Raw genomic sequence first — 24566 nt, 5'->3', positions numbered from 1 at the left:
CGCCCGGGCGTCAGACGGTGGGCACCTCGACGCCGAGTACCGCCTGCTCGTCGGGGCGGTGCACCAGCACGTCGGCCAGGTACGACTGCACCGCCCGGCGCATCCCGACGTCGCGCCCGGCCTGCTCGGAGAGCAGCCACTTGTGCTCGATGATCTGGGCGAACAACTCCTGCGGTTCCAGCTTGCGGCGCAGGTGCGCCGGCACCGCCCGGACCACCGGCTCGAAGACCTCGGTCAGCCAGCGGTGCGCCGCCTGCTGCTCGTCGGTCAGGTCGCTCTCCAGCCGGTAGGCGTCCAGGTCGTTGAGGAGCCTGCGGGCCTGGTTCTCCTCGGCGTCCAGACCGGTCAGGCGCAGCAGCCGCCGGGTGTGGTAGCCGGCGTCGACCACCTTCGGCCGGACCAGGTAGCGCCCGTTGTCGACTGTCGACATGGCCACCTCGGCCACGTCGAAGCCCAGTTCGTTGAGACGGCGGATGCGCCCCTCGATGTCGTGCCGGGCCGTGCGCTCGACCTGCTGCTCGTAGGTGATCTCGTGCCAGAGCCGCTCGTAGCGCCGCACGACCTCCTCGCAGACCACCTCCGGGTCGATCGACTCGTGCAGCAGGCCGGCGGCCTGGAGGTCGAGCGCCTCGCCGAAGATGTTGACCCGGGCGATCTCCAGGTCCTCGCCGCGCTGGCCGTTCGACAGTGACGGGTACAGCGCCCCGGTCTCGGCGTCGACCAGGTAGGCGGCGAACGCGCCCGCGTCGCGCCGGAACAGCGTGTTGGACAGCGAGCAGTCGCCCCAGAAGAACCCGGTGAGGTGCATCCGCACGATCAGCGCGGCCAGCGCGTCCAGCAGCCGGTTCATCGTCTCCGGGCGCAGCGTGTTGGAGAACAGCGCCCGGTAGGGCAGCGAGAACTGGAGATGCCGGGTGATGAGCACCGGGTCCAGCGGCTCCCCGTCGTCGGTCTGCCGGTCGGCGACGATCGCGATCGCCTCGACGGACGGGAAGTCGATCCGCTCCAGCGCCCGCAGCAGGTCGTACTCGCGCTCGGCGACCCGCTCGCCGGTCTCCTTCACCGCGTAGACGTACCCGCCGAGCCGGACGAACCGCACGATGTGCCGGGAGATGCCCTGCGGCAGCGCCACCAGGTGTTCGGCAGGCCACTGCTCCAGCGGTGTCGACCAGGGGAGGTCGAGCAGCGCCGGGTCGACGAGAGCCGAGGTGATCCGCACGGCAACCAGTGTGACCGCTGACCCCCGCGCCGCGCTTCCCTTCGTGGTTGGGCACACAGCCGCCGATGCCCGCGCCGCCCGGCCGCCGTCGGCGGCCGGTAGCGTGGTCGCGTGCGTCAGACCTCGGGGGTACGCGGTGACCTGCGGCTGCGGCCGGTCCGGCCGGCCGGGTGGTGGTTCGACGGACTGCTGCTCGCGGCAGTGGTGGCGCTGACCGTCGCGCTCGCCTCCGGTCACCTGTTCGGCCTCGACCGGGCGGTCGCCGACTGGTCCGACGAGAACCGCCCGGCCGCCGCCCGCTGGGTGGCGATGACGCTGAACCTGCTCGGTCAGGGCACGCCGCTGACGCTGCTCGCGGCCGGGCTGGGCGTTCTGCTGGCGTGGCGGCTGCGCTCGGTACGGCCGCTGCTGCCGCCGGTGGCCGGTTTCGTGCTCACGTTCTTCACGGTCGGCCCGTTGAAGGTGTGGACGGCCCGGCCGGCGCCGAGCGCCTCGGTCAAGGAGCCGTTCCTGTCGCCCGAGCAGACGCTGCCGCTGTTCCAGCACGACCTGCCGGTGCGTTTCGCGCAGTCGTACCCGTCCGGGCACGTCGCCAACTCCATCGTCTGGTACGGCGTCCTGGCCCTGCTGCTGGCCCCGCTCGTGCGCACGCTCGGCCGTACCGTGCCGCCTCGGCTGGTCACAGTGGTCCGGGTGGTGCCCCCGGCGGTGGTCTTCTGCACCACCGTCTACCTGGGCTGGCACTGGCTGACCGACTCGGTCGCCGGGCTGCTGCTCGGCCTGCTGCTGGACCGCCTGCTGCACCGGGTGCCCTGGAACAGCCTGCCGCTGCCGGCGCGGCTCCACGGCTGGGCCCGGCCGGCGGAGCATCTCGACTAGCAGTCCGCCTCTTGTCTCGGCGTATCGACGCCGGTATACATTTAGCAACCTTAACAGTTAAGTTTGTTAAATGTAGGAGGTGCGCGTGCTGGCGAAACGAATCAGCCGCTGGCTGTCGGCCGGCGCCGCCGGTCTGCTGACCGCGATGACGGCGGTGGTCGTGGCCGCCCCGGACGCCCGGTCGGCGGCCGCCGACGACGAGTCCTGCCGGCCCGACGGGCTCTACCGCACGCCCGGGGTCTCGGTGCCCTACTGCACCGTCTACGACACCGCGGGCCGGGAGAAGATGGGTGCGGACCACACCCGCCGGATCATCGGCTACTTCACCAGCTGGCGGACCGGCCGCAACGGCGCCCCGGCCTACCTGGTGAACCAGATCCCCTGGCAGAAGGTCACCCACATCAACTACGCGTTCGCCCACGTCGACGGCGGCAACCGCATCTCCGTGGGCGACCCCGGCGCCCCGAACAACCCGGCGACGAACATGACCTGGCCCGGCGTGGCCGGTGCCGAGATGGACCCGGCCCTGCCGTACACCGGGCACTTCAACCTGCTCAACAAGTACAAGAAGCAGAACCCCGGAGTCCGCACGCTGATCAGCGTCGGCGGCTGGGCCGAGACCGGCGGCTTCATCGACGACAGCGGCAACCGCATCGACTCCGGCGGCTTCTACCGGATGACCACCACCGGCACCAACACGGTGAACACCGCCGGCATCAACACGTTCGCCGACTCGGTGGTGACGTTCCTGCGCACGTACGGCTTCGACGGGGTGGACATCGACTACGAGTACCCCACCTCCAACAACAAGGCCGGCAACCCGCTCGACTTCGCCCAGGCCGACGCCAAGCGGGCCGGTCTCAACGCCTCGTACCAGGTGCTGATGCGCACGCTGCGGGAGAAGCTCGACCGGGCCGCCGCCACAGACGGCAGGCACTACCTGCTCACCGTGGCCGCGCCCGCGTCCGGCTGGCTGCTGCGCGGGATGGAGTCCTACCAGGCGTTGCAGTACCTCGACTACGTCAACGCGATGTCCTACGACCTGCACGGCGCGTGGAACCACTTCGTCGGACCGAACGCGGCGCTCTACGACAACGGCGACGACGCCGAACTGGCCGCGGGCGGCGTGTACGGCGCCTACTCCGGCATCGGCTACCTGAACACCGACTGGGCGTACCACTACTTCCGGGGCGCGCTGCCCAGCGGCAGGGTGAACATCGGCGTGCCCTACTACACCCGGGGCTGGCAGGGCGTCACCGGCGGCACCAACGGCCTGTGGGGACGGGCGGCACTGCCCGACCAGACCAAGTGTCCGGCCGGCACCGGCGGCTCGATCGGCTCCACCACCCCCTGCGGCAACGGCGCGGTCGGCATCGACAACCTCTGGCACGACCTCGACGCCGCCGGCAACGAGGTGCCCGGCGGCGCCAACCCGATGTGGCACGCGAAGAACCTCCAGGCCGGCATCACCGGCGACTACCTGGCCGGATACGGCCTCACCCCGGCCACCGACCCGACCGACCGGATCAGCGGCAGCTACGCCCGTCACTACTCGGCCGCGCTGGTCGCGCCCTGGCTGTGGAACGCGGAGAAGAAGGTCTTCCTCTCCACCGAGGACGACCAGTCGCTCGCCGCCAAGGCCGACTACGTCGCGGCCAAGGGCCTCGGCGGCGTGATGATCTGGGAGCTCGCCGGCGACTACGCCTACGACTCCGCCACGGGCCAGTACGGCATGGGCGACACGCTGACCACGCTGCTCTACGACCGGCTGAAGGCCGCACCGGCGTACGGCGCCCGCAAGGCGGGCATCACCATGCCCACCCGGACGCTGGACGTGGCGGTCGGCATGGGTGGTTTCGCGCTCGGCGACAACAACTACCCGATCAACCCCGAGCTGCGGCTGACCAACAACACCGGCGCGCCGATCCCGGCCGGCGCGCACCTGGAGTTCGACTATCCCACCACCACCCCGGCCACGCTCAGCCAGCAGTCCGGCTGGGCGCTCACCACTGTCACCACCGGCCACACCGGCAGCAACGTGGGCGGCCTGAAGGGCGACCACAACCGGGTACGCCTCACCGTGCCGGCCGCGATCGCGCCCGGCTCGTACGCCGAGGTGACGCTCAACTATCAGCTCCCGATCTCCGGCCCGGCCAACTTCACGCTCGCCTTCGGCGGCCAGACGTACGCGCTGGCCGGGGACTGGGCACGTGGTGGCGAGGTGGTCACGCCGTCGCCCAGCCCGACCGGTTCCGTCCCACCCGGCGGGGGCACCTGCACCGCGCCGGCCTGGTCGGCGGCCACCGCGTACTCCGGTGGTGCGACCGTCTCGCACGCCGGACGGACCTGGAGCGCGAAGTGGTGGACCCAGGGCGAGACGCCGGGCAGCGCCGCGGTCTGGGCCGACCAGGGTGCCTGCACGGGCTCCCCGACGCCGACCACCACCCCGACGCCCACCGGCTCGCCGTCACCCACCGGCGGTGCATGTGCCGCGCCGGCCTGGGCCGCGGGCACCGCGTACCCCGGAGGTGCCGTGGTGTCCTACGGCGGACACCGGTGGACCTCCCGGTGGTGGACCCAGGGAGACGTGCCGGGGACCAACAGCCAGGGCGTGTGGACCGACAACGGGCCCTGCTGAACCCCTGATCCCGGTGCCGCCGGCGGATCCTGCCGGCGGCACCGGCCGTTCACCGGGGACCCGGGCCTCCGGTGTGTGGACCGGCCGGCGCCACCTGGATGCGGATCCGGGTGCCCTTCGGCAGCTCGACCGTTCTCCGGGGTGCTCCCCACGAACACCCCGCCGGTGGTCTCCGGGTCGACAGACGCCCGCTCCTGCCGCAGCAGCGGGGGTGTCGTTCTCCGCGTCTCCGGGCCGGGTGTGCTCGGCGCGTATCCGGACCAGGTCGTCACGCCGCAACCCGTACGTGCGCCACCAGGGGGTCTGCTTGCCGGAGCTTCCGTTCACCCGAACGCCCTAGGCTGCCGGTGTGGAGCAGTTGGCGCGCCGACTCGGCGTACCCGATGCGGTGGTCGTCGGTCTGGGCTCGATGCTCGGCGCGGGCGTCTTCGTGGTCTTCGCACCGGCCGCGGCGGCAGCGGGCGGTCCGGGCCTGCTGGTCGCGCTGGCGGTCGCCGGCTTCATCGCCTACTGCAACGCGACCAGCTCGGCCCGGCTCGCCGCCCGCTACCCCGAGTCCGGCGGCACCTACGTCTACGGCCGGGAACGACTGCACCCGTTCGCCGGTTTCCTCGCGGGCTGGGGATTCGTGGTCGGCAAGACGGCGAGCTGCGCGGCCATGGCGCTGACCGTCGGGGCGTACCTGTGGCCGGGGCGGGCGCGGCTCGTCGCGGTCCTCGCGGTGGTGGCGGTGACGGCGGTGAACCTGCGCGGCATCGGCAAGACCGCCACCGCCACCCGGGTCCTCGTCGCGGTGGTGCTGGCGGTGCTCGCCGTGGTGGCGGTGACCGGCGCGCCGCAGGTGGCGGCCGACCGGCTCACCGCGCCCGCCGGCATCGGGGTGGGCGGCGTGCTGACCGCCGCCGGCCTGCTGTTCTTCGCCTTCGCCGGGTACGCGCGGATCGCCACGCTGGGCGAGGAGGTCCGCGACCCGGAACACACCATCCCCCGGGCGGTGCCGCTGGCGCTCGGCGCGGTACTGGCGATCTACCTGACGCTCGCGGTGGTCGCGCTCGGTGTGCTCGGCGCCGACCGGCTGGCGTCCACCGACGCGCCGCTGGTCGAGGTGGTGACCGCCGCCGGGCACCCGGGCCTGGCCTGGCTGGTCCGGGCCGGTGCCGCCGTCGCGGTGACCGGCGTACTGCTGTCGCTGCTGGCGGGCGTCGGCCGCACGACGCTGGCGATGGCCCGGCGGCACGATCTGCCGGGCGCGCTGGCGGCGGTCCACCCGCGCCACCTGGTGCCGCACCGCGCCGAACTGGCAGTGGCTGCCGTGGTGATCGCCGTCGTCGCGGTGGGCGACGTCCGGGGCGCGATCGGCTTCTCCAGCTGCACGGTGCTGGTCTACTACGCGATCACCAACGCGTCGGCGCTGACGCTCGGCCCGGACCCGGACCGGCGCCTCCCGGTACGGCTGCTCGCCGCGCTCGGGCTCGTCGGCTGCCTGGTGCTGGCGGTCAACCTGCCGCTGCCCAGCGTCCTCGCCGGGTTCGGCGTGCTCGCCCTCGGCGCGCTCGGATACGCGGTCCGCCGCCGTCGCCGACCTGCCTGACGCGGCCCGGCCGCTCCAGGCGCGGCCGGCGGCCCTTGACGCGCCCGGCGGCCCTCGACGCGCCCAGCGGCAGTGACCGCCGGCGCGTCCGGTCACTCCTGCGGGCGGCGCGCGGCGGGCGGACCGGTGGGCGCCGGCGGCGGCGCGGGCGTGGTCTCCCGGAGCAGCGCGGTCAGCCCGGCCCGCCGGGCCACCACCGTGAGCCGGTCACCGGCCTGGATCACCACGCGAGGATCGGCCGACCAGTCGGCCTTCTGGTTCGGCCGGGTGTGCGCGAGCAGGCGCACCTCGCCCGGCCGGGCCACCGCGCTCAGCGGACGCCCGTCCAGCGGCGAACCGGCCACCACCGGCACCTCCGTGACCAGCAGCGCGTGCCGGTCGACCGGGATGGTGGCGACCACCGCGCGATCCAGCAGGGCCGCCGCGAACGCCGGCGCGGCCAGATAGGACACGCTGCGCGAGATGCCGATGCCGAACGCCTGCTGGATCCGCTCGGCGAAGTCGCCGTCGAACAGCCGCAGCACCACGCGCAGGTCCGGGTCGAGGGACCGGGCGATCAGCGCTGCTCGCAGGTTCGTCCCGTCATCGGTGGACACCACCACGAGCGCCTGGCAGGTGTCCACCGAGGCGGACCGGAGCGTCTCCTCCCGGCCGGCGTCGCCCACGATCAGCGGCACCCCCAGCCGGCGCGCCAGCGCGGCGCCGCGCGCGTCCGGGTTCTTGTCGATCGCCACCACCTCGACGCCGAAGTCGTGCAACTGCGCCATCACCCGGGTGCCGATGTTGCCCAGCCCGACCATCACCACGTGGCCGGAACGGTCCGGCTGGACCCGGCCCGCGTGCAACGCCAGCCGGGCGTTGACGACGCCGTCGACCACCGCGGCCGTGATCAGCGGGATCAGCGCCAGCCCGGCCAGGTTGAGCACGACCTGCATCACCTGGGCCGCGACCGGCTTGCCGACGTCCGGATCCTGGCCGGTGAGCGTGGTGACCAGCGTCAGGTAGATCGCCTCGCTCCAGCTCACGTCGGCGGCCCGCGCGTTGAGCCAGCCCAGCGCCGCGATCACCCCGAGCAGCACCAGCACCGCGATGCCGATCTTGCGGGTGGCGAAGTGGCGGACCGCGCGCAGCAGCACCGCCACCGGCTGCCGGCGCCGCCGCGCCCGGACCAGCCGCCGCGCGGCGACCTCGGTGCCCGCCGGCCGCCCGGTCGCCTCGGCCAGCACCACGTCGGCCGCCGCCTCGTCAGCGGGCAGCACCCGGACCAGATCCGGATCAGTCGTGACGGCAAGGCCGCAGACCACGTCCTGCGGGCGTACGTCGTCCCGGCGGGCCACGTAGAGCGTGCGCCCCGCGTGCCGGAAGTGGGTCGGCGCCACCTCACCCAGCGCGGCGGCCACGAAGGCGGGCGCGGCCATCGAGGCGTCGGAGAGCACCGCCGAGTCGGGGAAGAGCTGCCGCAGCCCGTCCGCCAGGTTGGTGTTGAACATCCGCACCACAAGTCGCAGCCGCGACTCGACCTCCTGGGCGCAGAGCGCGGCGTGCATGTTCCCCACGTCGTCCTGGTGCAACAGGGCCAGCCCGGCCGCCCCGGCCAGCCCGGCCCGGCGGAACGCGGCCTCGTCGAGCCGTTCGGCGGTCACCACCCGTACCCCTGGCACGTCGCGGCCGTCGGGGCCCTCGGACCGGCGGCGACCGGGCACCACGAGCGTGACCCGCACCCGGCCGTCGGCGTTGTCGGTGGCGAGCAGCGACCGGACCACCCAGTAGGCGAGCGGGTCGGAGCCGCAGACCACGTAGTGGGGGCGTTCGTCACCGTTCATCCGGAGCCGCCAGCCGGTCGCGCGGCGCGCGCGGTCGCGCAGAGGCTCGGCCATGTCCGGATCGTAGTCAGCCGCTCGCGATCCGCGCAGCCCCGGCGATCATGGACGCATGGCGGGGGCGGGTACGGGTAGAGCACCGGCATGCAGACGTTCCTGCCGTATCCGGACTTCCTGGCCAGCGCGCGCACGCTGGACCAGAAGCGGCTGGGCAAGCAGCGGGTGGAGACGATCCAGGTGCTGCGCGGGCTGACCCGGCCGGACTACGGCTGGCGCAACCACCCCGCGGTGAAGATGTGGGCCGGGTACGAGGAGGCGCTGACCCGGTACGGGCTGGACATGTGCGCGGTGTGGTGCGAGCCGGGCCGGGCCGACACCTGCGCCGGGACGCTCGCCGTCGACCTCGCCGCCGCCTGCGGCATCACGCTGATCCGTACCCAGGACGAGCTGGCCGCCGCCGGTGAGCTGCCGCCCTGGCTGGGCCGCGACGACCTGCACCGCAGCCACCGCTCGTCGCTGCTGCGCAAGGACCCCGCCCACTATGCACGGTTGTTCACCGACGTCTCCCCCGACCTGGAGTACGTCTGGCCCCCGTCCGACCGCCCCCGCCGCTGCCTGCCGTGAAAGGAAGGGCCCCTTGTTAACGCCTCCGGTAGAGGAAGGGCCCCTTGTTAACACCTCACCCCGCCCACCCCCGCGGCGCACGCAGCGCGGGGACCGCCCGGCGTTAAGAAGGGGCCCCGCACATCCGTATGCGTTAAAAGGGGCCCCTTCCTTTCACCTCGGGCAGACTGGGGGGACCGCCGACTGGAGGATGCCCCCGTGAGTCTGTCGCAAGTGGTAGGTCGTCTGATCGGCGTACGCGAGCACCTCGTCGACCCGGGCGGCGGTGGCGCCGACCGTGTGCCGCGACCGGTCCCGGCGCTGGTGGTCGGCGGCGGCATCGCCGGCATGTCGGCGGCGGTGGTGCTGGCCGAGCGCGGCGTGGCGGTGACGGTGCTGGAGGCGGCGCCGCACCTCGGCGGACGGCTCGGCGCCTGGCCGGAGGAGCTGTCCGACGGCGTCCAGCGCAACGAGCACGGCTTCCACGCGTTCTTCCGGCAGTACTGGAACTGGCGGTCGATCCTGCGCCGCGTCGACCCGGCGCTGGGCTTCCTCAAGCCGATCCCGGGCTACCCGATCCTGTCCGAGCAGTGGCCCACGGAGGAGTTCGGCAAGCTGCCGCCCGCGCCGCCGGCGAACCTACTGGCGCTGCTGCTGCGCAGCCCGAGCCTGCGCCTGGCGGACCTGCGCACGATGGACCGGGACGCGGCGCTGCCGCTGCTCACCTACGACCCGGTACGCACCTACGAGGAGTTCGACGAGCGGACCGCCGACGAGTTGCTCACCTCGCTGCGGCTGCCGGACCGGGCGCGGGCCATGCTGTTCGAGGTCTTCTCCCACTCGTTCTTCAACCACGAGGCGGAGATGTCGGCCGCCGAGATGATCGCGCAGTTCCACTTCTACCTGCTCGGCAACCCGGAGGGGCTGGCCTTCGACTGCCCGGACCGGGACTACGGCACCGCGATCTGGGAGCCGCTGACCCGGTACGTGGAGAAGCACGGCGGCCGGGTGGTGACCGGCGCGGCGGCGGCGCGGCTGGACCGTACCCCTGCGGGGTGGCGGGTGACCGGCGCGGACGGCGACGTCTGGGAGGCGCCGCACGTGGTGCTGGCGGTGGACCCGCCGGCGCTCGCCGCGCTGGTCGGCGCCTCGCCCGGCCTGGTCGCGGCGGCACCCGAGCTGGTGGCGCGGATGCCCGCCTTCGGCACGCCCGGGCCGCCGTACGCGGTGGCGCGTTACTGGATGGACGGGGACGTCCGGGCCGACCGGGCGGTGTTCAGCGGCGTCTCCCGGCAGCCCACGCTGGACTCGGTGACGCTCTACCACCGGCTGGAGGACGAGCCGCGCCGCTGGGCCGAGCGGACCGGCGGCTCGGTGGTGGAACTGCACGCGTACGCCTGCGAGCCGGACGTGCCGGCCGACGAGCTGGCCGCGCGGATGCTGCGGGAGCTGACCGCGCTCTGGCCGGAGGTGGCCGACCTGCGGGTACGCGAGCTGCGCGCCCGCGTCGAGGCGCAGGCACCGGCGTTCACGCCGGGTAGCCACGCCTGGCGTCCGGGGGTACGCACCGACGCGCCGGGCCTCTACCTGGCCGGGGACGGCATCCGCACCGAGTTCCCGAGCGCGCTGATGGAACGGTCGGCGGCCACCGGGATCATCGCGGCGAACCACATCCTGCGCGACGAGGGGGCGGCGGCCGAGCCGGTCCGCTCGATCCGGCCGCGCGGCCTGCTGGCGGGGAAGACCGGATCGAAACGGCTATAAGCGGACAAAAACGGCTCTACGCTCGACTGATCCGGTGACACGGGAGGTCGGGCGGTGAGCACCGCGACACGGGAGCGGCGCGAGGAGGAGCACGGGACACCGCGGGACGAACGGACCGCGGTGGTCACCGCGCTGCGACTCGGCTGGTCCATGGCGGACGCCTACCACCACGCGCAGACCGCCGACCTGACCGAGGACGGGCACCGGCAGGTGCCGGCGCCGCCGAAGCTGTCGAACCTGACCGAGCTGGCCGGGCGGCACCGGCTCAGCATGTACCTCGACGGCGTGGACGTGGCGCTGGCCCAGATCGCGCCGCTGACCCCGCTCGGCCGTACAGTGCCGTCCACGGCCGCCGCCCGCCGCATCACCGGAGCCGGAGCCGACCGGGAACCGTTGCTGCGGGCGCTCGACGACCTCAACATCGACGTGCTGCGCTGGACGATGGCGACGAACCACCGGGTGGGGGTGGCGTACCGGCTCGGACGCTCGCTCGCCGACACCGTCCGGCGCGGCGACGCCGACCAGCTCGCCGCGCGCTTCGGTGGCCGGCACCTCCAGATCAGCAGGTGGCTGGACGAGCTGGCGAGCGTGCTGCCGCCGTACTCGGCCGCCGTGGTGCGCCGCTCACTGGCCGCCTGGGCCACTGCTGTCGGTCGCGCCACGGTGGGCGACCCGGGCGAGGCCGGGCTCGCCGAGCTGGCACGCGAGCTGCGCAACCAGGGCGACCTGTGGCAGGACGTGCTGACCGGCGGCCTGCACCCGCGTGACCTGCTGGACGAGGAGAACTGGGCGGTGGTCGCCCGCAACGTCATCATCCGGGACCGGAAGCTGGTGGCGCAGGCCGCCCGGGGCATCTTCTGGCCGGTGCTGGCACCGCTGCTCCTCGTGCTGCTGGCGGTGGTCGGGGTGAGCGCCGCCGCCGCGGCGGGCTCCCCCACCACCCGGGCGGCGGTGGCGCTCGTCGGCCTCGGCGCCGGGCTCACCGCGATCTGGCGGTCGATCTCCACACCCACGCTGTCGGTGGCGGCCGAGGTGAACCGCCCGCTGCTGGACAGCGAGCTGGTGGTGCAGATGACCGCCCGGATCGACAGGCCGCTCATCGCCGCGAGACGTGCCGGGCGGGCCGGACGGCAGCGGCGGCCCGCCGACGACGGATCGAAATACGTTGCAGGCGATTCCCGAATCGATCTACCGTGATCGCGCAAGGTCAACCACCGTTCCAGGAGCCGTCGATGTCGCTGCGATACGCCACCACGATGACGTCGTGGCTGCTCGGCGACGGCTACCGGGAACACGGTCCCTGGCCCGGAGGGCACGACTGACACGCCTCGCGCGTCCCCGTCGTCGCCGTACCGCCGATCGTGAAGGGAGAGCCCGGTGGACGCCGTCCTCGTCATCAACGCCGACCTCGGCCCGCTGCACCGGGTCACCGTCAAACACGCGATCCGGATGCTCTGCCGCCGGGTCGCCGAGATCCACGAGGCCGAGCCCGACCGGGTGATCGGCGTCTTCCCGCTGCCGCGGGTGGTCCGCCTCGTCCGGTACGTGGTGACCCGCTGGCGGTTCAGCGCCGGCCCGGCCTGGTCCCGGGCCGGGGTGCTGGCGCGCGACCGGCGGAAGTGCGCCTACTGCGACGGCGCGGCGAGCACGATCGACCACGTCCTGCCCCGCTCGCGCGGTGGCCGGAACACCTGGGGGAACACCACCGCCGCCTGCTACGCGTGCAACCAGCGCAAGGGTGACCGGACCCCGGCCGAGGCGGGCATGCCGCTGCGGCGGGAGCCGGTAACGCCGAGCTGGGCCGCGCTGGCGCGGTGACCGACGGCCGGCGGGCACAGGGGGCGGTGTCGGGGTATGCCCCGGCGCCGCGCCCGCCGGTCCCACCAGGGCGCCTAGCTGTCGAGCCGCCGGGCCAGCCCGTCGAGCAGGAGGTCGAGCCCGCCGCCGAACTCGTCCTCCGGTGCGACCGCGCCGGCCTCACGGGCGGTCGCGGCGAGCAGGGGGAACTCGTCGCGGGGCAGCGCCGCGATGACAGCCGTTCCGGGGCCTGACAGCGCGCCGAGGTGCTCCATCTGGATCGCCCCGACCACGTAGCCGAGCAGGGCGCGGAACGCGATCACCCGTACGGTGCCAGTGAAGCCGGCCCTTGTCAGCATCGCGAGCACCGCCTCGCCCCAGCGCAGGATCGTCGGCGAGCGGTGCCGGTACGCGGGGAGCAACGGCACCACTGCCGGGTGGACACCGACCGCGCGGCGTACCCGCTCGGCCAGGTCGCGGATGCCGTCCGCCCACGGGACGTCGGGCGGCGGGCGGGTGTCGACCGGTTCGAGGACCCGCTCGACGACGAGCGCTTCCAACTCGTCGCGGTCGGCGACGTAGCGGTAGAGGCCCATCGTGCTGGTGCCGAGCTGCGCGCCGACGGCACGCATGGTGAGGCCGGGGAGGCCGTCCCGGTCGAGCACCGCGAGCGCCGCGTCGGCGAGCTGGGCCGGGGTCAGGGAACGGGGACGGGGCATGGCCTTGACAGCGTACAAGATACGCCTACGGTTGTAGGAGTACGTCGTACGCCTACAACGGGAGCGCGCATGGACGTCGTCACCCCCCGCCACCTGACCAGCGTGACCGGCACCGGAATCGACCTGCCGGATCCGGGCCGCCTGATCCACCTCCAGTTCCGGCGCTTCGCCGGCTGCCCGGTCTGCAACCTCCACCTGCGCTCGATCGTCCGCCGGCACGCCGAGATCGAGGCGGCAGGCGTACGCGAGGTGGTGCTCTTCCACTCCCCCGCCGACGAGTTGCGCGAGCACGTCGCCGACCTGCCGTTCGCCGTGGTGGCCGATCCGGACCGGCGGCTCTACCGGGAGTTCGGTGTGGAGTCGGCGCGGCGGTCGCTGCTCGACCCGCGCGCCTGGCTGCCGATCCTGCGAGCAGTGGTGACCGGCACCTGGCACGTCCTGCGTGGCCGGGAGAAGCTGCCGTCCCGCACGCCGCACGGCGGCCGGCTCGGCCTGCCGGCCGACTTCCTGATCGCACCGGACGGGCGGGTGCTCGCCGCGAAGTACGGCGAACACGCCTCCGACCAGTGGTCGGTGGACGACCTGCTGGCCCAGGTCAGCCAGAGCCGGTCGGCGCGGTGACCACCGGATCGCCGGGGTGTTCCCGCAGGAACGTCTCGGCCCGCGGCGCGTCCCGGAGGATCTGCCCGCAGGCGAGCCCGAACGCCACCCCGGTGACGCCGAACAGGACGAACCAGATCGGCGCCAGGCTGAGCAGCAACTGGCCGAGGTTCATCGTCACCAGGCCCCCGAACAACGGCACGAGTCGCCGTTGCCGGATCATCTGGGCGGCGGTGACGCGCAGCCACGGCAGGTCGTCGGCGGATTCCACGACCCCGCGCCGGACGGCCCGGGCCAGTTCCCGGCGACGGCGGAAGCTCAGCGCCCAGAGCCGCGACTCGCGGTCGGCCCGGTAGCTACCGCCGCGGACCATGCGGACCAGCGCGACGACTTCGAGCCCCATACCCAGCACCGCGAGGACCAGGCCGGTCACCTCCACCCAGTCGGGTGGGTCGCCGCGTTCCAGCCAGCTTCTCGGGAACGCACCGTCCGCCATCAGCCCGACCAGCAGCGACGCCAGCGCGAATGTCAGCACCGTGCCGACCAGCAGCAGCCGCACGCTACGGCGTCCCCGCTTGATCTCCCGACGTTCCGAATCACCGTCCACGATGGTCCCCCGTTCGACCATCGGGACGTACCCGCCGAGGGGTGCCGGGCAAACGGCGGTCAGCGGGCGGCCGGCGGGGTCCAGCCGAAGCGCGGCGGGCGGCGCTCGTTGATCGCCGCAACGCCCTCGCGGGCCTCACCGCTGTCCCGCACCTGGCCGTGCCACCAGGCGAGCCGGTCGGCGTCGGCACGGCCGTCCACGATCTCCTTGGCGGCGGTCACGGTGAGCCGGGACCGCTCGGCGATGGTGGCGGTCAGCGCCGCCACCCGCCCGGCCAGCTCGCCGGCCGGCAGCACCTCGTCCACCAGGCCGATCCGCAGCGCCCGCTCGGCGTTCACCAGCTCGCTGGTGAACAGCAGGTGCTTGGCCGCCGACGGACCGACAAGCGCGGCCAGCCGCCGCGTGGTCGGCGCCGGGTAGACCAGGCCGAGCCGGGCCGGGGGTACGCCGAACCGGGCGTCCGCCGCGGCCAGCCGCAGGTCGCAGGCGACGGCGAGCTGGCAGCCGCCGCCCACGCAGGCGCCCTCGATGGCGGCCACAGTGGGGCGGCCGAACGCGGCGAGCCGTTCCTCGGCGGCCACCGCGATGCTGCCGTCACCGGCGGCCAGCAGCTCGTCCAGGTCGCCCAGGTCGGCGCCGGCACAGAACGTGCCGCCCGCACCGGTGAGCACCAGCACCCGTACCGCCGGGTCCGCCTCCAGACCGTCGAGCAGTACCGGGAGCTGCCGCCACATGGCCGGGGTCATGGCGTTGCGCCGGGCCGGGTTGTGGATGACGACAGTGGCCACCGGGCCGTCCCGGGTGACTGTCAGTTCCGCGTCGGACATGGTGCGACCGTAACGGCCGGGGCCCGCCGGCCACCCGCGTGGGGTGGCCGCCGGGCCCCGGGATCGGCGGTCAGGTCAGGAGACGTTGAGCGCGGTGTCGTCGATCACGAACGAGGTCTGCAGCGAGCTGTCCTCGGTGCCGGTGAACTTCAGCGTGACGGTCTGCCCGGCGTACGCGGCCAGGTTGAACGACTTCTGGCTGTAGCCGCTGGCCTTGTTCAGGTTCGAGTAGGTCGCCAGCGTGGCCAGCACCGAGCCGGACGAGTTGAGCACCTGCACGTTCAGCTTGTCGTACTGGACGCTGGTGGTGCTCTCGGCCGAGTCGATGTGCAGCCAGAACGAAAGGCTGTACGCGGAGCAGCCGCTCGGCAGGCTCACCGACTGCGACAGCGTGTCGGTGCGGGTGCTGCCGTAGCCGTTCAGCCACGCGTTCCACGTACCGGTGCGGGTCGGCTGGCCCTGCGAGCCGTACTGGCCGATCACGCCGGACGTGGTGGCCCAGACGGTGTTGCCGGACTCGAAGCCGGGGTTGCCGAGCTTCTGGCCGGCACCGGTGCAGCCGCCGCCGACGCTGCTCACGGTCAGCGAGTACGTGGCGGTCTTCGTGCCCGACGCCGCGCTGCCGGTGACGGTCACCGAGTAGGTGCCGGCCGGGGTGCTGGAGCTGGTGGCGATGGTGAGCGTGGACGAGCCGCCCGAGGTCACCGAGGTGGGGCTGAACGACGCGGTGGCGCCGGTCGGCAGGCCGGACGCGGAGAACGTCACGGTCTGCGCGGTGCCGCTGGTGGTGGACGTGCCGACGGTGGCCGAGGCCGATCCGCCCGCGGTGACCGACCCGGAGGTCGGCGAGAGCGAGACGGAGAAGTCGTTGCCGGTCGAGCTGCACGGCGCGTCGTTGCCGGCCACGTTCACCGCGGTCCACGCGGCCTGGACGGTCTTGTACTCGGTGGAGCAGTTGCCGTACAGGTCGGTGGCGGCCCGCAGGGTGTACGCGCGGGCGGTGTTGGCCGGGTTGCTGGTGTTGACGTACGAGGTGTTCGAGGTGAAGTACACGTCGAGCGCCCGGTACCAGATCTTCTCCGCCTTGGCGCGGCCGATGCCGGTCACGGCCGGGGCCGAGCCGCAGACCGGCGAGGTGCCGTACGCGGTGGCGCCGGTGCCCTCGGCGAGGTTGAAGAAGAAGTGGTTGCCGACGCCGGAGGAGTAGTGCACGTCCTTGTTCTTCGTGCTGGTGGACCAGCAGGAGTCGGACGAGCCGTCCAGCGACGGGTTGTACATGTACCGCAGCGGCGTACCGTTGCCGTTGATGTTGATCTTCTCACCGACCTGGTAGTCACCCGGGTCGCTCGGCGCGGCGGCGTAGAACTCCACCATGTTGCCGAAGATGTCGCTGGTGGCCTCGTTGAGGCCACCGGACTCACCGGAGTAGACCAGCCCGGCCAGCGCCTCGGTGACGCCGTGGCTCATCTCGTGACCGGCCACGTCCAGCGAGACCAGCGGGCGGGAGTTGCCCGAGCCGTCGCCGTAGGTCATCTGGGAGCCGTCCCAGAACGCGTTGACGTAGTTGTTGCCGTAGTGCACCCGGCTCGGCACACCCTGGCCGTTGCCGAAGATGCCGTTGCGGCCGTGCACGTTCTTGAAGTAGTCGAACGTCTTGGCGGCGCCGAAGTGCGCGTCCACGGCGGCCGACTGCCGGTTCGAGGTGGCGCCGTTGCCCCACGCGTTGTCCGCGTCGGTGAACGTGGTGCAGGTGGAGGTTCCGTTGTTCATGTCGCAGGTACGGCCGTTGCCGCGTACCGGGTCGATCATCTGGTACGTGCTGCCGGAGAGCGTGGTGTCGATGGTGACCGAGCCGGTGTAGACGCCCTGGCCGGTGCCGGCCACCGACTCGATCTCGTCGTACGAGCCGATCACCTTGCCGGTGGTGGCGTCGGTGATGACGTGCAGCTTCGACGGCGTCTGCTTGTCCGCCTTCCAGCCGGTCGCGACGGTCTCCCAGGCGAGGCGGCCCTTGCCGCTGCTGGCGTCGACGAACAGCTCCGGCGCGCCGACCGAGGTGAGCGACCCGGAGAACGTCTTGCGGGCGCTGGCCTTTGCCGCGTCCGCGCCGACCTTCGCGGTGGTGCTGAGGGTCAGCGGAGCGGAGAGGCTGACCGAGGCGCTGGTCAGGGTGCCGTTCGGGGCGGTGTGGATGACGAAGTCACCGCCGTACACCCGCAGGCCCTGGTAGGTGCGGCTGTAGCGGGTATGCGCGGCCCCGGAGGGGTCGACCTTGGTGCGGACGGCCTGATAGGCCTCACCGCCGGCGCCTTGGACGACGCCGGGGTTGGCGCGCAGCAGGCTCGCGGCCTTGGCTGCGGCAGAGGTCTCGGGGCTGGGGGCGGTTGGCGCTGCCGCTTGCGCCGAGGTGGTGACGCAGGCCAGCACGCTGCTGGTGAGCAGCGCTGCGCTGACGGCGGCGACGGATCTTTTCACGGGCCCTCCTGGAAGGCGAAGTTGTGACGGGGGTAGTCACTGATGTAGATATAGCGATACATCGAAGAACGTGAAAGAGGCTGGCGAGAACCCGCCGGAGACACTGACCGAACGGAGGAGGAGGAGCGGTGACCCGGAACCGGGTGGTCCCGTCGCGCGTCCGAACCGGTATGAGAGCTGCCCCCGCCGTGGCGGCCGTCGCCGCCCTTCTCGTCCCGCTCGCCGGCTGCGCCCGCACCGACGCGCCGCCCGTCGTCACTGACGGGCCCCCGCCGCTCGTCTCCGAGGTCGTGCTCGAGAAGTCGGGAGGCATCGCCGGGCTGTCCGACACCGTCCGGGTCGGGCCGGACGGCCACTGGACGAGGACCGACCGCGCCGGCGCCTCCCGCGAGGGACAGCTCGGCGCGGAGAAGCTCACCCGGCTGCGGCAACTCGCGGCCGACCCCCGGCTGGCCACCGAGGCCGCCGCCACCGTCCCGCCGACCATGTGCGCCGACGCGTTCACCTACCGGCTCACCATCGGGCCGAACCAGGTCGGCTACGTGGACTGCCCGCCGGAGACCACGCCGCCGGCCGTCACCGCGCAGGTGGTGGACCTGCTCAACGGCGCCACCGGCTGACCCGGCCCGATTCCAAACCCGTTCCGGCTGTGACATCGGCCTATGGCCGGCGGGCCGGCGGCCGGGCCAGCATGGAAGGCATGACTCGCGCACTCATCGCTCTGACCAGTCATTCCGAGCTGGGCCGCACCGGCCGCTCGACCGGCTACTACGTCGGCGAGGCCGCCGAGCCGTGGGAGGTGTTCCGGGCCGCCGGGTACGACGTCGACCTCGTCTCCGTGGCCGGCGGGGAGCCGCCCGTCGACGGGCGGGACGAGAACGACAGCACCCAGAACGACTTCCTCGCCACCGCCGGCGTCACCGACACCCCGAAGGCCGCCGACGTCGACCCGGCCGGGTACGACGTGATCCTCTTCGCCGGCGGCCACGGCACCATGTGGGACTTCCCCGACGACCCCGACCTGGCCCGGATCGCCCGCTCGGTGTACGAGCGCGGCGGCGTGGTGGCCGCCGTCTGCCACGGCCCGTCGGCGCTGGTGAACCTCACCCTCACCGACGGCTCCCGGCTGATCGCCGGCAAGCGGGTGGCCGGGTTCACCAACAGCGAGGAGGCGGCCGTCGGCCTCACCGACGAGGTGCCGTTCCTGCTCGCCGACAAGCTCGGCGAGGCGGGCGCGCAGCACGTACCGGCGCCGGACTTCACCGAGCACGTGGTGGTCGACGGGCGGCTGGTGACCGGCCAGAACCCGCAGTCCGCCCGCGCCGTGGCCGACGCCGTGGTGAAGCTGATCGCCTGAGCGCCGGATCAGATCCGGTAGTCGTCGGGCAGACCGGTGGCACGCAGCTCGGGCGGCAGGTGGGCGACGTCGTTGAACGCGATGAGCGCCGGCCGGCCGCCCGAGCTGTAGCGGATCACCGTCAGCCCGCAGTTCTGCTGGTTCAGCCCGATCCACCGGCGCGCCGGTGCGTCCACCGCGTGCAGCACCAGCCACGCGACCAGGAAGTTGTGGGTGACGACCAGCTCGCGTACGTCACCCTCCGCGGGAGCGGCGGCGAACCGCGCCACCGCCTCCGCGGTCACGCGCGGTCCGTCGCGCCGCTCCCGCTCGGAGAAGCCGGCCAGGAACGCCGCGTACGACTCCGGCAGGCCGGCCGGGTCGGTGTCGTGCGGCATGTGGTCGCCGGCGCGGTCGTCCTCGCGTACCGGAACACCTGGCAGCGACGCCGCGACCAGGGCGGCGGTCTCCGCGGCCCGGCGGGCCGACCCATGGTGTACGGCGGCGAAGCGCGTGCCGCGCAGCCGCTCGCCCAGCAGCGTCGCCTGCCGCCGCCCTCGCTCCGACAGCCCGGTGTCCGCCTCCTCCTCCGGCCGGGCCTGCTCGCCGTGACGGACCAGGTAGAGCAGGCGGCTGGGCATCGGCACCTCCACGGTCGGGGACCGCGAGACTAGCCCGCCGCCCGCCGTCCGGATGGCCCGCCGTTCACTGCCCCTGGCGCATCTGCCCGATCCGGATGCGGTTGCCGAACGGGTCGCGGATGCCGAAGTCGATGCCGTACGGCTGGTCGGTCGGCTCGTCGGTCACCTCGACGCCCTTCGCGACCAGGTCCGCGTACGTCTTGTGCGCGTCGTCCGTGGTGAAGAACAGGAACCCGCCCGCGGCGCCCTTGGTGAGCAGTTCCCGGACCTGCTCGGCGGTCTTCGGGTCCAGCGCCGGCGGGCCCGGCTTCTCCAGCAGGATCTCCCGGCCCGGGTCGCCCGGCACGTGCACGGTGAGCCAGCGCATGAAACCGAGATCCTGGTCGAGGCTGACCTCCAGGCCGAGCTTGCCGACGTAGAAGTCGAGCGCCTCGTCCTGGTCGAGCACGTAGATCTGGGAGCGGGAAGTCGAAGTCATCGTCATGCCGACGACGCTAGAGCAGCGCCCCGGCCTGCTGCTTATCCAAAACACGCAGTCCTGCCGCCCCCGGCACCCGGTCCGGCTTGCGTCGTTTGTCCACACGGGGACACCGTCTCGTCACCCGCTGTTAACGTCTTCGCGACGACATCGGGGGAAGTCGATGCAGTTGATGTTGGCCTGGGCCGCCACGAGTGCCCTTCCGGAGTCCCGTGGTGACGCCGCCGTCGCCCGGTTCGACAGCGCCGCCGCCGGGCTGGTGCCGGAGAGCTGGCACCGCCGGCACATCGGCGGCACCGACTGGGGTGTGCTGGTGCTGCACCCGGCCGACCCGGGCGGCTACCGGTGGCCGCCCGTCGCCGGCGACGACGACGTCACCGCCGTCTCGGTGGGCATCCCGGTCGGCGTCGACGACGACCCGGTGACGCTCGCCCGCCACCTGCTCACCGGCGCGGACGTGCACCGCGACGTCGTACCGCCGTTCGCGCTGCTCGCCCTCGACCACGACCGCCTCACCCTGCAACAGGACTGGCTCGGCATGGCCCGCGTCTTCACCGGCACCGCCGACGGCGTCACCGCCTGGTGCACCCGGCCCGGCCTGCTCGCCGCCTTCCTGCACGGCGAGGCCCGCCCCGACCCGGCCGGCTGGTCGTCGTACCTGCTCACCGGCCACTTCGGCGGCGACCTCTCCCCGCTCGCCGACATCCGGCTGCTGCGGCCGGGCGAGCGGATCACCGGCCGCCGCCGCGCCGACGGCGGATGGCAGCTCACCAGCGAGATCCGGTACGCCACCGACGACGTGGTCCGCAGCGGCCTCGCCGACCGGGACCGGCCGCTCGGCGAACGGCTGGACCGGGCCGCCGACGCGCTGACCCGGGCCGTCGCCGGTCTGCACCGGCTGCACGACGGCGAGGTCATGCTCGGCCTCTCCGGCGGGAAGGACTCCCGGCTCATCGCCGCGACGCTCGTCGCCGCCAGCCGTACGCCGAACCTGGCCACGAACGACGACACCGCCGCCGAGGGCGACGTGGCCCGCGAGCTGGTCCGGCTCGTGCGGGACCGGCGCGGGCTGGAGCTGCCGCACCGCCTGGTACCGGCCGCTCCCCCGGCCACCGTCCTCGGCGTCGGCCTCCGGGACCGGGCGCGACGGCTCGCCGCGCTGCACGACCACCAGTTCCCGTCGAACTACCTGGCCCGGCCGGCCGTGCGTACCCGGCTGCCCGAGGTGGTACGCGCGCCGAGCCTCACCGGCGCGGCAGGCGAACTGGTCGTCGGCTACTGGTATCCGCGGGCCGACGCCGACCCGGCGCCCACCCCGGAGCAGGCGGGCCTGACCAAGCTGCTGGCGGGCGTGCCGAACGCCGCGGTGGCACCGGAGGCACTGGCCACCGAACGGGACCGCGTCACCGCCCTGCTGGCCCACGCCCGCGACATCGGCCTCCGCGACGAGCACCTGATCGACTACCTCTACCTGGTCGAGCGGATGCGCCGGTGGTGCACCTCCGCGTACACCACCGGGATGGTCACCCCGTTCCTGGCGCCGGGCTTCGTCGCGGCCAGCTTCGCGTTCACCACGGCCGAGAAGCGGGCGCGGCTGCCGCACACCGCGCTGATCGCCCGGCTCGTACCGGAGTGGGCGGACGTGCCGTTCGTCAGCGCCGCCACCGGGCCGTCCCGGGCCACCCGGATCTGGGAGGGCGACGGCGTCGCCGCCGTGGCCGACCTGCTGGACACCGTCCACGGGCCGCTCACCGAGCTGATCCGGCGGCCGGTCGTGGAGCGGGATCTGCGTACCGCCGCCCGAGGCGGCCGGCCCGATCCCCGGGTGCTCGCCCAGTTCACCGCGCTGGCGGTCGCCTCCGAACGGCTGGAACCCGCCTTCACCAGGCCGCCGACAGGCGCCACCTACGCGCGGGTCATTGCGCCGCCGCGCCCGCGTACGCCGGCGAAGAGCCGGCTGGGCGGCTTGCGCTGGGTACGGCGGACCCGGCTCGGCGACCGGCTCTGGGTCATCGTGCGGCGGCAGGTGCGGGGGCGCTGAGCACGGCGGCTTGCTTCTTGCCCTCCGTGGCCGGCTCGCCAGCCGTGCTGCTCGGGCGCATCCAGGCCTTGGTGAAGCAGCCCGGGACGCCGGCGGGCATGGTCTTGCGGCGCCGGTAGGCCGACGGCGACTCACCGACGATGCCGTGGAACGTCCGGCTGAACGTGCCCAGACTGCCGAAGCCGACCAGGTGGCAGATCTCGGTGACCGGCTCGTCGGTGCGCGCCAGCAGGTACATGGCGCGTTCCACCCGGCGGCGTTGCAGGTAACGGTGCGGCGTCTCGCCGAACGTGGCCCGGAAGGTACGGATGAAGTGCGCCTCCGAGACGTACGCGATCCGGGCCAGCGCGGGGATGTCCAGCGGCTGCGCGTACGCCCGGTCCATCGCGTCCCGGCCGCGCAGCATCGCCCGGTTGGACTCCTCGACGGCGCGACTCATCGCTGGTCAGCCTACTGCGCGGCCCGCGCCTTCCGCCCCTACGGCTCGTTCGCGAGGATCTTGGTCATGATGTGCTCGCGGCGCACGCCGTCGGGCATCAGGCCGCCGACGTCGCCGGTGTCCCGGAAGCCGTTGCGCAGGTACAGGCCCCACGCGTTCGGGTTGCCCTCCGCCACGGCGAGCCGCAGCGTCCGCGCGCCTGCCAGCCGGGCCCACTGCTCGACCGCCCGGACGAGGTGGTCGCCCACGCCCCGGCCGCGTCCCCCGGGTGCCACGTACATCGAGATCAGCTCGACGACCCCGTCGTGCTCGGTCGGCATCCCGCTGGCCATCCCGACCGGTTGCCCGTCGAGCAGCACCACGATGTTGTACGAGCCGGGGACGGCCAGCCGCCCGCGCCAGCGTTCCTCGCGGTCACCGTCGCCCTGCCAGTCCGCCAGCTGGGCACCGAAGGCGTACCCGGCCTCGGTGAGCGCGGCGAGCCGCAGCTCCCGCCACACCTTCCAGTCGTCCTCGCCGAGGATGCGCGTCTCAAGCATGCGGAGAGGGTGGCGCAGGCATCCCGAGCAGGCAATCGATATCCGGCGTGGGCGGGGTCGGGTGGCCGGGCCTCCACGCCGGCGCCGGATAGCCTGCACCGGCCGCGACGACCAGGGAGCCCGACCATGAGACTGCCGCCCGGGGCCACCGGCTTCCACGCACCCGGCGGACGAGCGGACGTCAGGGCCTTCACCGCCGTCTGTCACCACGCCGCCCGCGCCCTCGGTGCCACCGTCACCGGCGTGACCCCCGCCGGCGTCACACCCAGCTTCCACACCGTCGACATCGCCGCTGCCCGGCACCACGTCGCGGTGCTGCGGCACGTCACCGTGCCGTTCATCGCCTTCGCCCGCCCGCGAGCCGGCGGCGACGCCACCGTGACGTTCGTCGACCATCCCGGCCTCGCCGCTGTCCTCGCCACCCTGACCGACGCCAGGGTCCTCACCGTCGATCGGCTAGGGATGCCGCTGTCGCAGGCCGACCTGAGCGCCCTCGACCGCGCCGAACACGACCAGATCGGCTACTGGACACCGGCCACCGTCGGCGAGCTGCTGTTCAACTTCTGGGACTGACCACTAGTGGCCGAGCGCCGTGGCGAGTGCCTCTCGGTCCTCTAGCCTGAATCCGGCAGGCTCAGCCTGACAGCGCCCAGTGGGGAGAAGATCATGGAACGCGTGACGGGCATCGGTGGCGTCTTCTTCCGCGCCCACGACCCGGACCGGATCAACCACTGGTACGCCACCCATCTCGGGGTGGATCTGGCACCGGAGTCCTACGACGTGTCCTCCTGGTGGCAGCAGCCCGGCCCTACCGTCCTGGCGGCCATGCCGGCGGACTCCGAGCACTTCGGCGGCCCCGAGCACTCCTGGTCGCTCAACTTCCGCGTCGCGGACCTGAACGCGATGGTGGACCAACTGCGCGGTGCGGGAATCGACGTCGAGGTGGACCCCGAGGAGTATCCGAACGGCAGGTTCGCGAGCCTTCGAGACCCGGAGGGCAACATGGTCCAGCTCTGGGAGCCCGCAGGTGCCGACAGCCGTGGGCCTGCCTGACCGCTCGTGCGGCACGCCGTCGTGTCGCTGCTGACGGGAGCCCGGCGTCCCGTGGCGACATCGCCCCCGGAACGCCTTGTGAAAATGGAGCCCCCGGCCGGGATCGAACCGGCGACATCTCGCTTACAAGGCGAGTGCTCTGGCCAGCTGAGCTACAGGGGCGCGTGCGTCGCGCTCAGCATAGCGACTGGGCCCCGGAAATCCCGCCTCGCAGGGCTCCCGAGCACGGAAAACGTCGGCATCCCGACCGGTACGACCGATGGATCATCGTCGGGACGCGCTCCCAGGCGGGAGATTGATGCCTCGCCGTGCCCGACTGACCGTTATGCGTATGCCGTCCATCCCACCCGGAGCGACACGTCTTGGCACGATCGCGAAAGCCGTTTACCGTGCAGTGACACGGACGACACTCCGGCCGGCCTCGGCTGCCTGAGCGACGACCCCGTTGGCCGGTGCCTTGGGCGCCGGTCGCTCCTTCACTCGGATCGTCCGGCACGTTC

23 protein-coding genes and 1 tRNA gene are annotated in these 24566 nt (G+C 73.0%); 13 read left to right on the top strand and 11 right to left on the bottom strand.

Features of this window, described 5'->3' with window-relative positions; all coding sequences use genetic code 11:
- Positions 1–10 precede the first annotated feature (10 nt).
- Positions 11–1219 carry a DUF4032 domain-containing protein gene (locus tag ACPCK6_RS07160; RefSeq protein ID WP_318335909.1) on the bottom strand — a complete coding sequence of 403 codons (1209 nt, stop codon included), beginning with the start codon at positions 1217–1219 and terminating at the stop codon, positions 11–13.
- Positions 1220–1330: 111 nt separating this feature from the next.
- Here ACPCK6_RS07160 and ACPCK6_RS07155 point away from each other — a divergent pair, with 111 nt between their 5' ends.
- The 3 genes from ACPCK6_RS07155 to ACPCK6_RS07145 all read left to right on the top strand — a co-directional run bounded on the left by ACPCK6_RS07155 (position 1331) and on the right by ACPCK6_RS07145 (position 6327).
- Positions 1331–2098 (top strand): phosphatase PAP2 family protein, encoded by a 768-nt coding sequence (locus ACPCK6_RS07155; RefSeq protein WP_396880939.1) that lies wholly within the window; start codon positions 1331–1333, stop codon positions 2096–2098.
- 85 nt (positions 2099–2183) lie between these two features.
- The gene (locus tag ACPCK6_RS07150; RefSeq protein WP_423480685.1) at positions 2184–4736 is read left to right on the top strand and encodes a glycosyl hydrolase family 18 protein; all 2553 of its coding nucleotides are present in this window, start codon (positions 2184–2186) and stop codon (positions 4734–4736) included.
- Positions 4737–5085: 349 nt separating this feature from the next.
- The gene (locus ACPCK6_RS07145) at positions 5086–6327 is read left to right on the top strand and encodes an APC family permease (protein WP_396880937.1); all 1242 of its coding nucleotides are present in this window, start codon (positions 5086–5088) and stop codon (positions 6325–6327) included.
- 92 nt (positions 6328–6419) lie between these two features.
- Here the strand turns inward: ACPCK6_RS07145 and ACPCK6_RS07140 are convergent, their stop codons facing one another.
- The gene (locus tag ACPCK6_RS07140; protein ID WP_423480684.1) at positions 6420–8204 is read right to left on the bottom strand and encodes a potassium channel family protein; all 1785 of its coding nucleotides are present in this window, start codon (positions 8202–8204) and stop codon (positions 6420–6422) included.
- A gap of 87 nt (positions 8205–8291) precedes the next feature.
- Between ACPCK6_RS07140 and ACPCK6_RS07135 the strand changes: the two genes are divergently transcribed.
- The 4 genes from ACPCK6_RS07135 to ACPCK6_RS07120 all read left to right on the top strand — a co-directional run bounded on the left by ACPCK6_RS07135 (position 8292) and on the right by ACPCK6_RS07120 (position 12332).
- Positions 8292–8771, top strand: coding sequence for an MSMEG_6728 family protein (locus tag ACPCK6_RS07135; RefSeq protein ID WP_396880935.1), 480 nt, complete (start codon positions 8292–8294; stop codon positions 8769–8771).
- 198 nt (positions 8772–8969) lie between these two features.
- Positions 8970–10514: an FAD-dependent oxidoreductase gene (locus tag ACPCK6_RS07130; protein ID WP_423480683.1), complete on the top strand. Its 1545-nt coding sequence runs from the start codon at positions 8970–8972 to the stop codon at positions 10512–10514.
- A gap of 54 nt (positions 10515–10568) precedes the next feature.
- A complete protein-coding gene (locus tag ACPCK6_RS07125; protein ID WP_423480682.1) occupies positions 10569–11711 on the top strand; it encodes a hypothetical protein in 1143 nt (380 codons plus the stop codon).
- A gap of 180 nt (positions 11712–11891) precedes the next feature.
- The gene (locus ACPCK6_RS07120) at positions 11892–12332 is read left to right on the top strand and encodes an HNH endonuclease (RefSeq protein WP_269697747.1); all 441 of its coding nucleotides are present in this window, start codon (positions 11892–11894) and stop codon (positions 12330–12332) included.
- Positions 12333–12406: 74 nt separating this feature from the next.
- On the opposite strand, the gene ACPCK6_RS07115 is transcribed toward ACPCK6_RS07120, so the two are convergent.
- Positions 12407–13030, bottom strand: a complete 624-nt coding sequence (locus ACPCK6_RS07115; protein ID WP_423480681.1) for a TetR/AcrR family transcriptional regulator — start codon at positions 13028–13030, stop codon at positions 12407–12409.
- 69 nt (positions 13031–13099) lie between these two features.
- On the opposite strand from ACPCK6_RS07115, the gene ACPCK6_RS07110 reads away from it, so the two are divergent.
- The gene (locus ACPCK6_RS07110) at positions 13100–13651 is read left to right on the top strand and encodes a peroxiredoxin-like family protein (protein WP_423480680.1); all 552 of its coding nucleotides are present in this window, start codon (positions 13100–13102) and stop codon (positions 13649–13651) included.
- Here ACPCK6_RS07110 and ACPCK6_RS07105 read toward each other — a convergent pair.
- From ACPCK6_RS07105 to ACPCK6_RS07095, 3 genes are all read right to left on the bottom strand, one after another.
- Positions 13626–14237, bottom strand: a complete 612-nt coding sequence (locus tag ACPCK6_RS07105) for a hypothetical protein (protein WP_423480679.1) — start codon at positions 14235–14237, stop codon at positions 13626–13628. The two genes, ACPCK6_RS07110 and ACPCK6_RS07105, sit on opposite strands and share 26 nt — an antisense overlap.
- Positions 14238–14296: 59 nt before the next feature.
- Positions 14297–15064, bottom strand: a complete 768-nt coding sequence (locus ACPCK6_RS07100; protein WP_423480678.1) for an enoyl-CoA hydratase/isomerase family protein — start codon at positions 15062–15064, stop codon at positions 14297–14299.
- A gap of 75 nt (positions 15065–15139) precedes the next feature.
- Positions 15140–17539: a M4 family metallopeptidase gene (locus tag ACPCK6_RS07095; RefSeq protein WP_396880928.1), complete on the bottom strand. Its 2400-nt coding sequence runs from the start codon at positions 17537–17539 to the stop codon at positions 15140–15142.
- Positions 17540–17727: 188 nt separating this feature from the next.
- Here ACPCK6_RS07095 and ACPCK6_RS07090 point away from each other — a divergent pair, with 188 nt between their 5' ends.
- Together ACPCK6_RS07090 and ACPCK6_RS07085 are read left to right on the top strand one after the other, a co-directional pair.
- The gene (locus ACPCK6_RS07090) at positions 17728–18159 is read left to right on the top strand and encodes a hypothetical protein (protein WP_423480677.1); all 432 of its coding nucleotides are present in this window, start codon (positions 17728–17730) and stop codon (positions 18157–18159) included.
- Between the two features lie 80 nt (positions 18160–18239).
- Positions 18240–18896, top strand: coding sequence for a type 1 glutamine amidotransferase domain-containing protein (locus ACPCK6_RS07085; RefSeq protein ID WP_228532484.1), 657 nt, complete (start codon positions 18240–18242; stop codon positions 18894–18896).
- 8 nt (positions 18897–18904) lie between these two features.
- Here the strand turns inward: ACPCK6_RS07085 and ACPCK6_RS07080 are convergent, their stop codons facing one another.
- Both ACPCK6_RS07080 and ACPCK6_RS07075 read right to left on the bottom strand, forming a co-directional pair.
- Positions 18905–19516, bottom strand: coding sequence for a histidine phosphatase family protein (locus ACPCK6_RS07080; protein ID WP_423480676.1), 612 nt, complete (start codon positions 19514–19516; stop codon positions 18905–18907).
- A 64-nt stretch (positions 19517–19580) separates the two neighbouring features.
- The gene (locus tag ACPCK6_RS07075) at positions 19581–20000 is read right to left on the bottom strand and encodes a VOC family protein (protein WP_318335923.1); all 420 of its coding nucleotides are present in this window, start codon (positions 19998–20000) and stop codon (positions 19581–19583) included.
- Between the two features lie 157 nt (positions 20001–20157).
- Between ACPCK6_RS07075 and ACPCK6_RS07070 the strand changes: the two genes are divergently transcribed.
- Positions 20158–22035, top strand: a complete 1878-nt coding sequence (locus tag ACPCK6_RS07070; RefSeq protein ID WP_423480675.1) for an asparagine synthetase B family protein — start codon at positions 20158–20160, stop codon at positions 22033–22035.
- On the opposite strand, the gene ACPCK6_RS07065 is transcribed toward ACPCK6_RS07070, so the two are convergent.
- Both ACPCK6_RS07065 and ACPCK6_RS07060 read right to left on the bottom strand, forming a co-directional pair.
- Complete coding sequence (locus ACPCK6_RS07065; RefSeq protein ID WP_423480674.1) at positions 22004–22474, bottom strand: helix-turn-helix domain-containing protein; 471 nt, start codon at positions 22472–22474, stop codon at positions 22004–22006. The two genes, ACPCK6_RS07070 and ACPCK6_RS07065, sit on opposite strands and share 32 nt — an antisense overlap.
- Positions 22475–22512: 38 nt before the next feature.
- Positions 22513–23013 (bottom strand): GNAT family N-acetyltransferase, encoded by a 501-nt coding sequence (locus ACPCK6_RS07060; protein WP_423480673.1) that lies wholly within the window; start codon positions 23011–23013, stop codon positions 22513–22515.
- A 126-nt stretch (positions 23014–23139) separates the two neighbouring features.
- On the opposite strand from ACPCK6_RS07060, the gene ACPCK6_RS07055 reads away from it, so the two are divergent.
- Positions 23140–23586: a hypothetical protein gene (locus tag ACPCK6_RS07055; RefSeq protein ID WP_423480672.1), complete on the top strand. Its 447-nt coding sequence runs from the start codon at positions 23140–23142 to the stop codon at positions 23584–23586.
- Between the two features lie 93 nt (positions 23587–23679).
- Complete coding sequence (locus tag ACPCK6_RS07050; protein ID WP_396880921.1) at positions 23680–24066, top strand: VOC family protein; 387 nt, start codon at positions 23680–23682, stop codon at positions 24064–24066.
- A gap of 85 nt (positions 24067–24151) precedes the next feature.
- Here the strand turns inward: ACPCK6_RS07050 and ACPCK6_RS07045 are convergent.
- Positions 24152–24228, bottom strand: a tRNA-Thr gene (locus tag ACPCK6_RS07045).
- Positions 24229–24566 lie beyond the last annotated feature (338 nt).

It is taken from the genome of Micromonospora sp. AB353 (assembly GCF_049538395.1).
Lineage (GTDB): Bacteria > Actinomycetota > Actinomycetes > Mycobacteriales > Micromonosporaceae > Micromonospora > Micromonospora aurantiaca.
The sequence above is the reverse complement of the archived record's forward strand: the minus strand, read 5'-3'. Positions and strand labels throughout refer to the sequence as shown.

Coding starts and splice junctions, on each gene's coding strand:
- ACPCK6_RS07140 (WP_423480684.1), bottom strand. CDS start 8,204: ATGGCCGAGCCTCTGCGCGACCGCGCGCGCCGCGCGACCGGCTGGCGG.
- ACPCK6_RS07135 (WP_396880935.1), top strand. CDS start 8,292: ATGCAGACGTTCCTGCCGTATCCGGACTTCCTGGCCAGCGCGCGCACG.
- ACPCK6_RS07115 (WP_423480681.1), bottom strand. CDS start 13,030: ATGCCCCGTCCCCGTTCCCTGACCCCGGCCCAGCTCGCCGACGCGGCG.
- ACPCK6_RS07110 (WP_423480680.1), top strand. CDS start 13,100: ATGGACGTCGTCACCCCCCGCCACCTGACCAGCGTGACCGGCACCGGA.
- ACPCK6_RS07100 (WP_423480678.1), bottom strand. CDS start 15,064: ATGTCCGACGCGGAACTGACAGTCACCCGGGACGGCCCGGTGGCCACT.
- ACPCK6_RS07085 (WP_228532484.1), top strand. CDS start 18,240: ATGACTCGCGCACTCATCGCTCTGACCAGTCATTCCGAGCTGGGCCGC.
- ACPCK6_RS07080 (WP_423480676.1), bottom strand. CDS start 19,516: ATGCCCAGCCGCCTGCTCTACCTGGTCCGTCACGGCGAGCAGGCCCGG.
- ACPCK6_RS07075 (WP_318335923.1), bottom strand. CDS start 20,000: ATGACGATGACTTCGACTTCCCGCTCCCAGATCTACGTGCTCGACCAG.
- ACPCK6_RS07070 (WP_423480675.1), top strand. CDS start 20,158: ATGCAGTTGATGTTGGCCTGGGCCGCCACGAGTGCCCTTCCGGAGTCC.
- ACPCK6_RS07065 (WP_423480674.1), bottom strand. CDS start 22,474: ATGAGTCGCGCCGTCGAGGAGTCCAACCGGGCGATGCTGCGCGGCCGG.
- ACPCK6_RS07060 (WP_423480673.1), bottom strand. CDS start 23,013: ATGCTTGAGACGCGCATCCTCGGCGAGGACGACTGGAAGGTGTGGCGG.
- ACPCK6_RS07055 (WP_423480672.1), top strand. CDS start 23,140: ATGAGACTGCCGCCCGGGGCCACCGGCTTCCACGCACCCGGCGGACGA.
- ACPCK6_RS07050 (WP_396880921.1), top strand. CDS start 23,680: ATGGAACGCGTGACGGGCATCGGTGGCGTCTTCTTCCGCGCCCACGAC.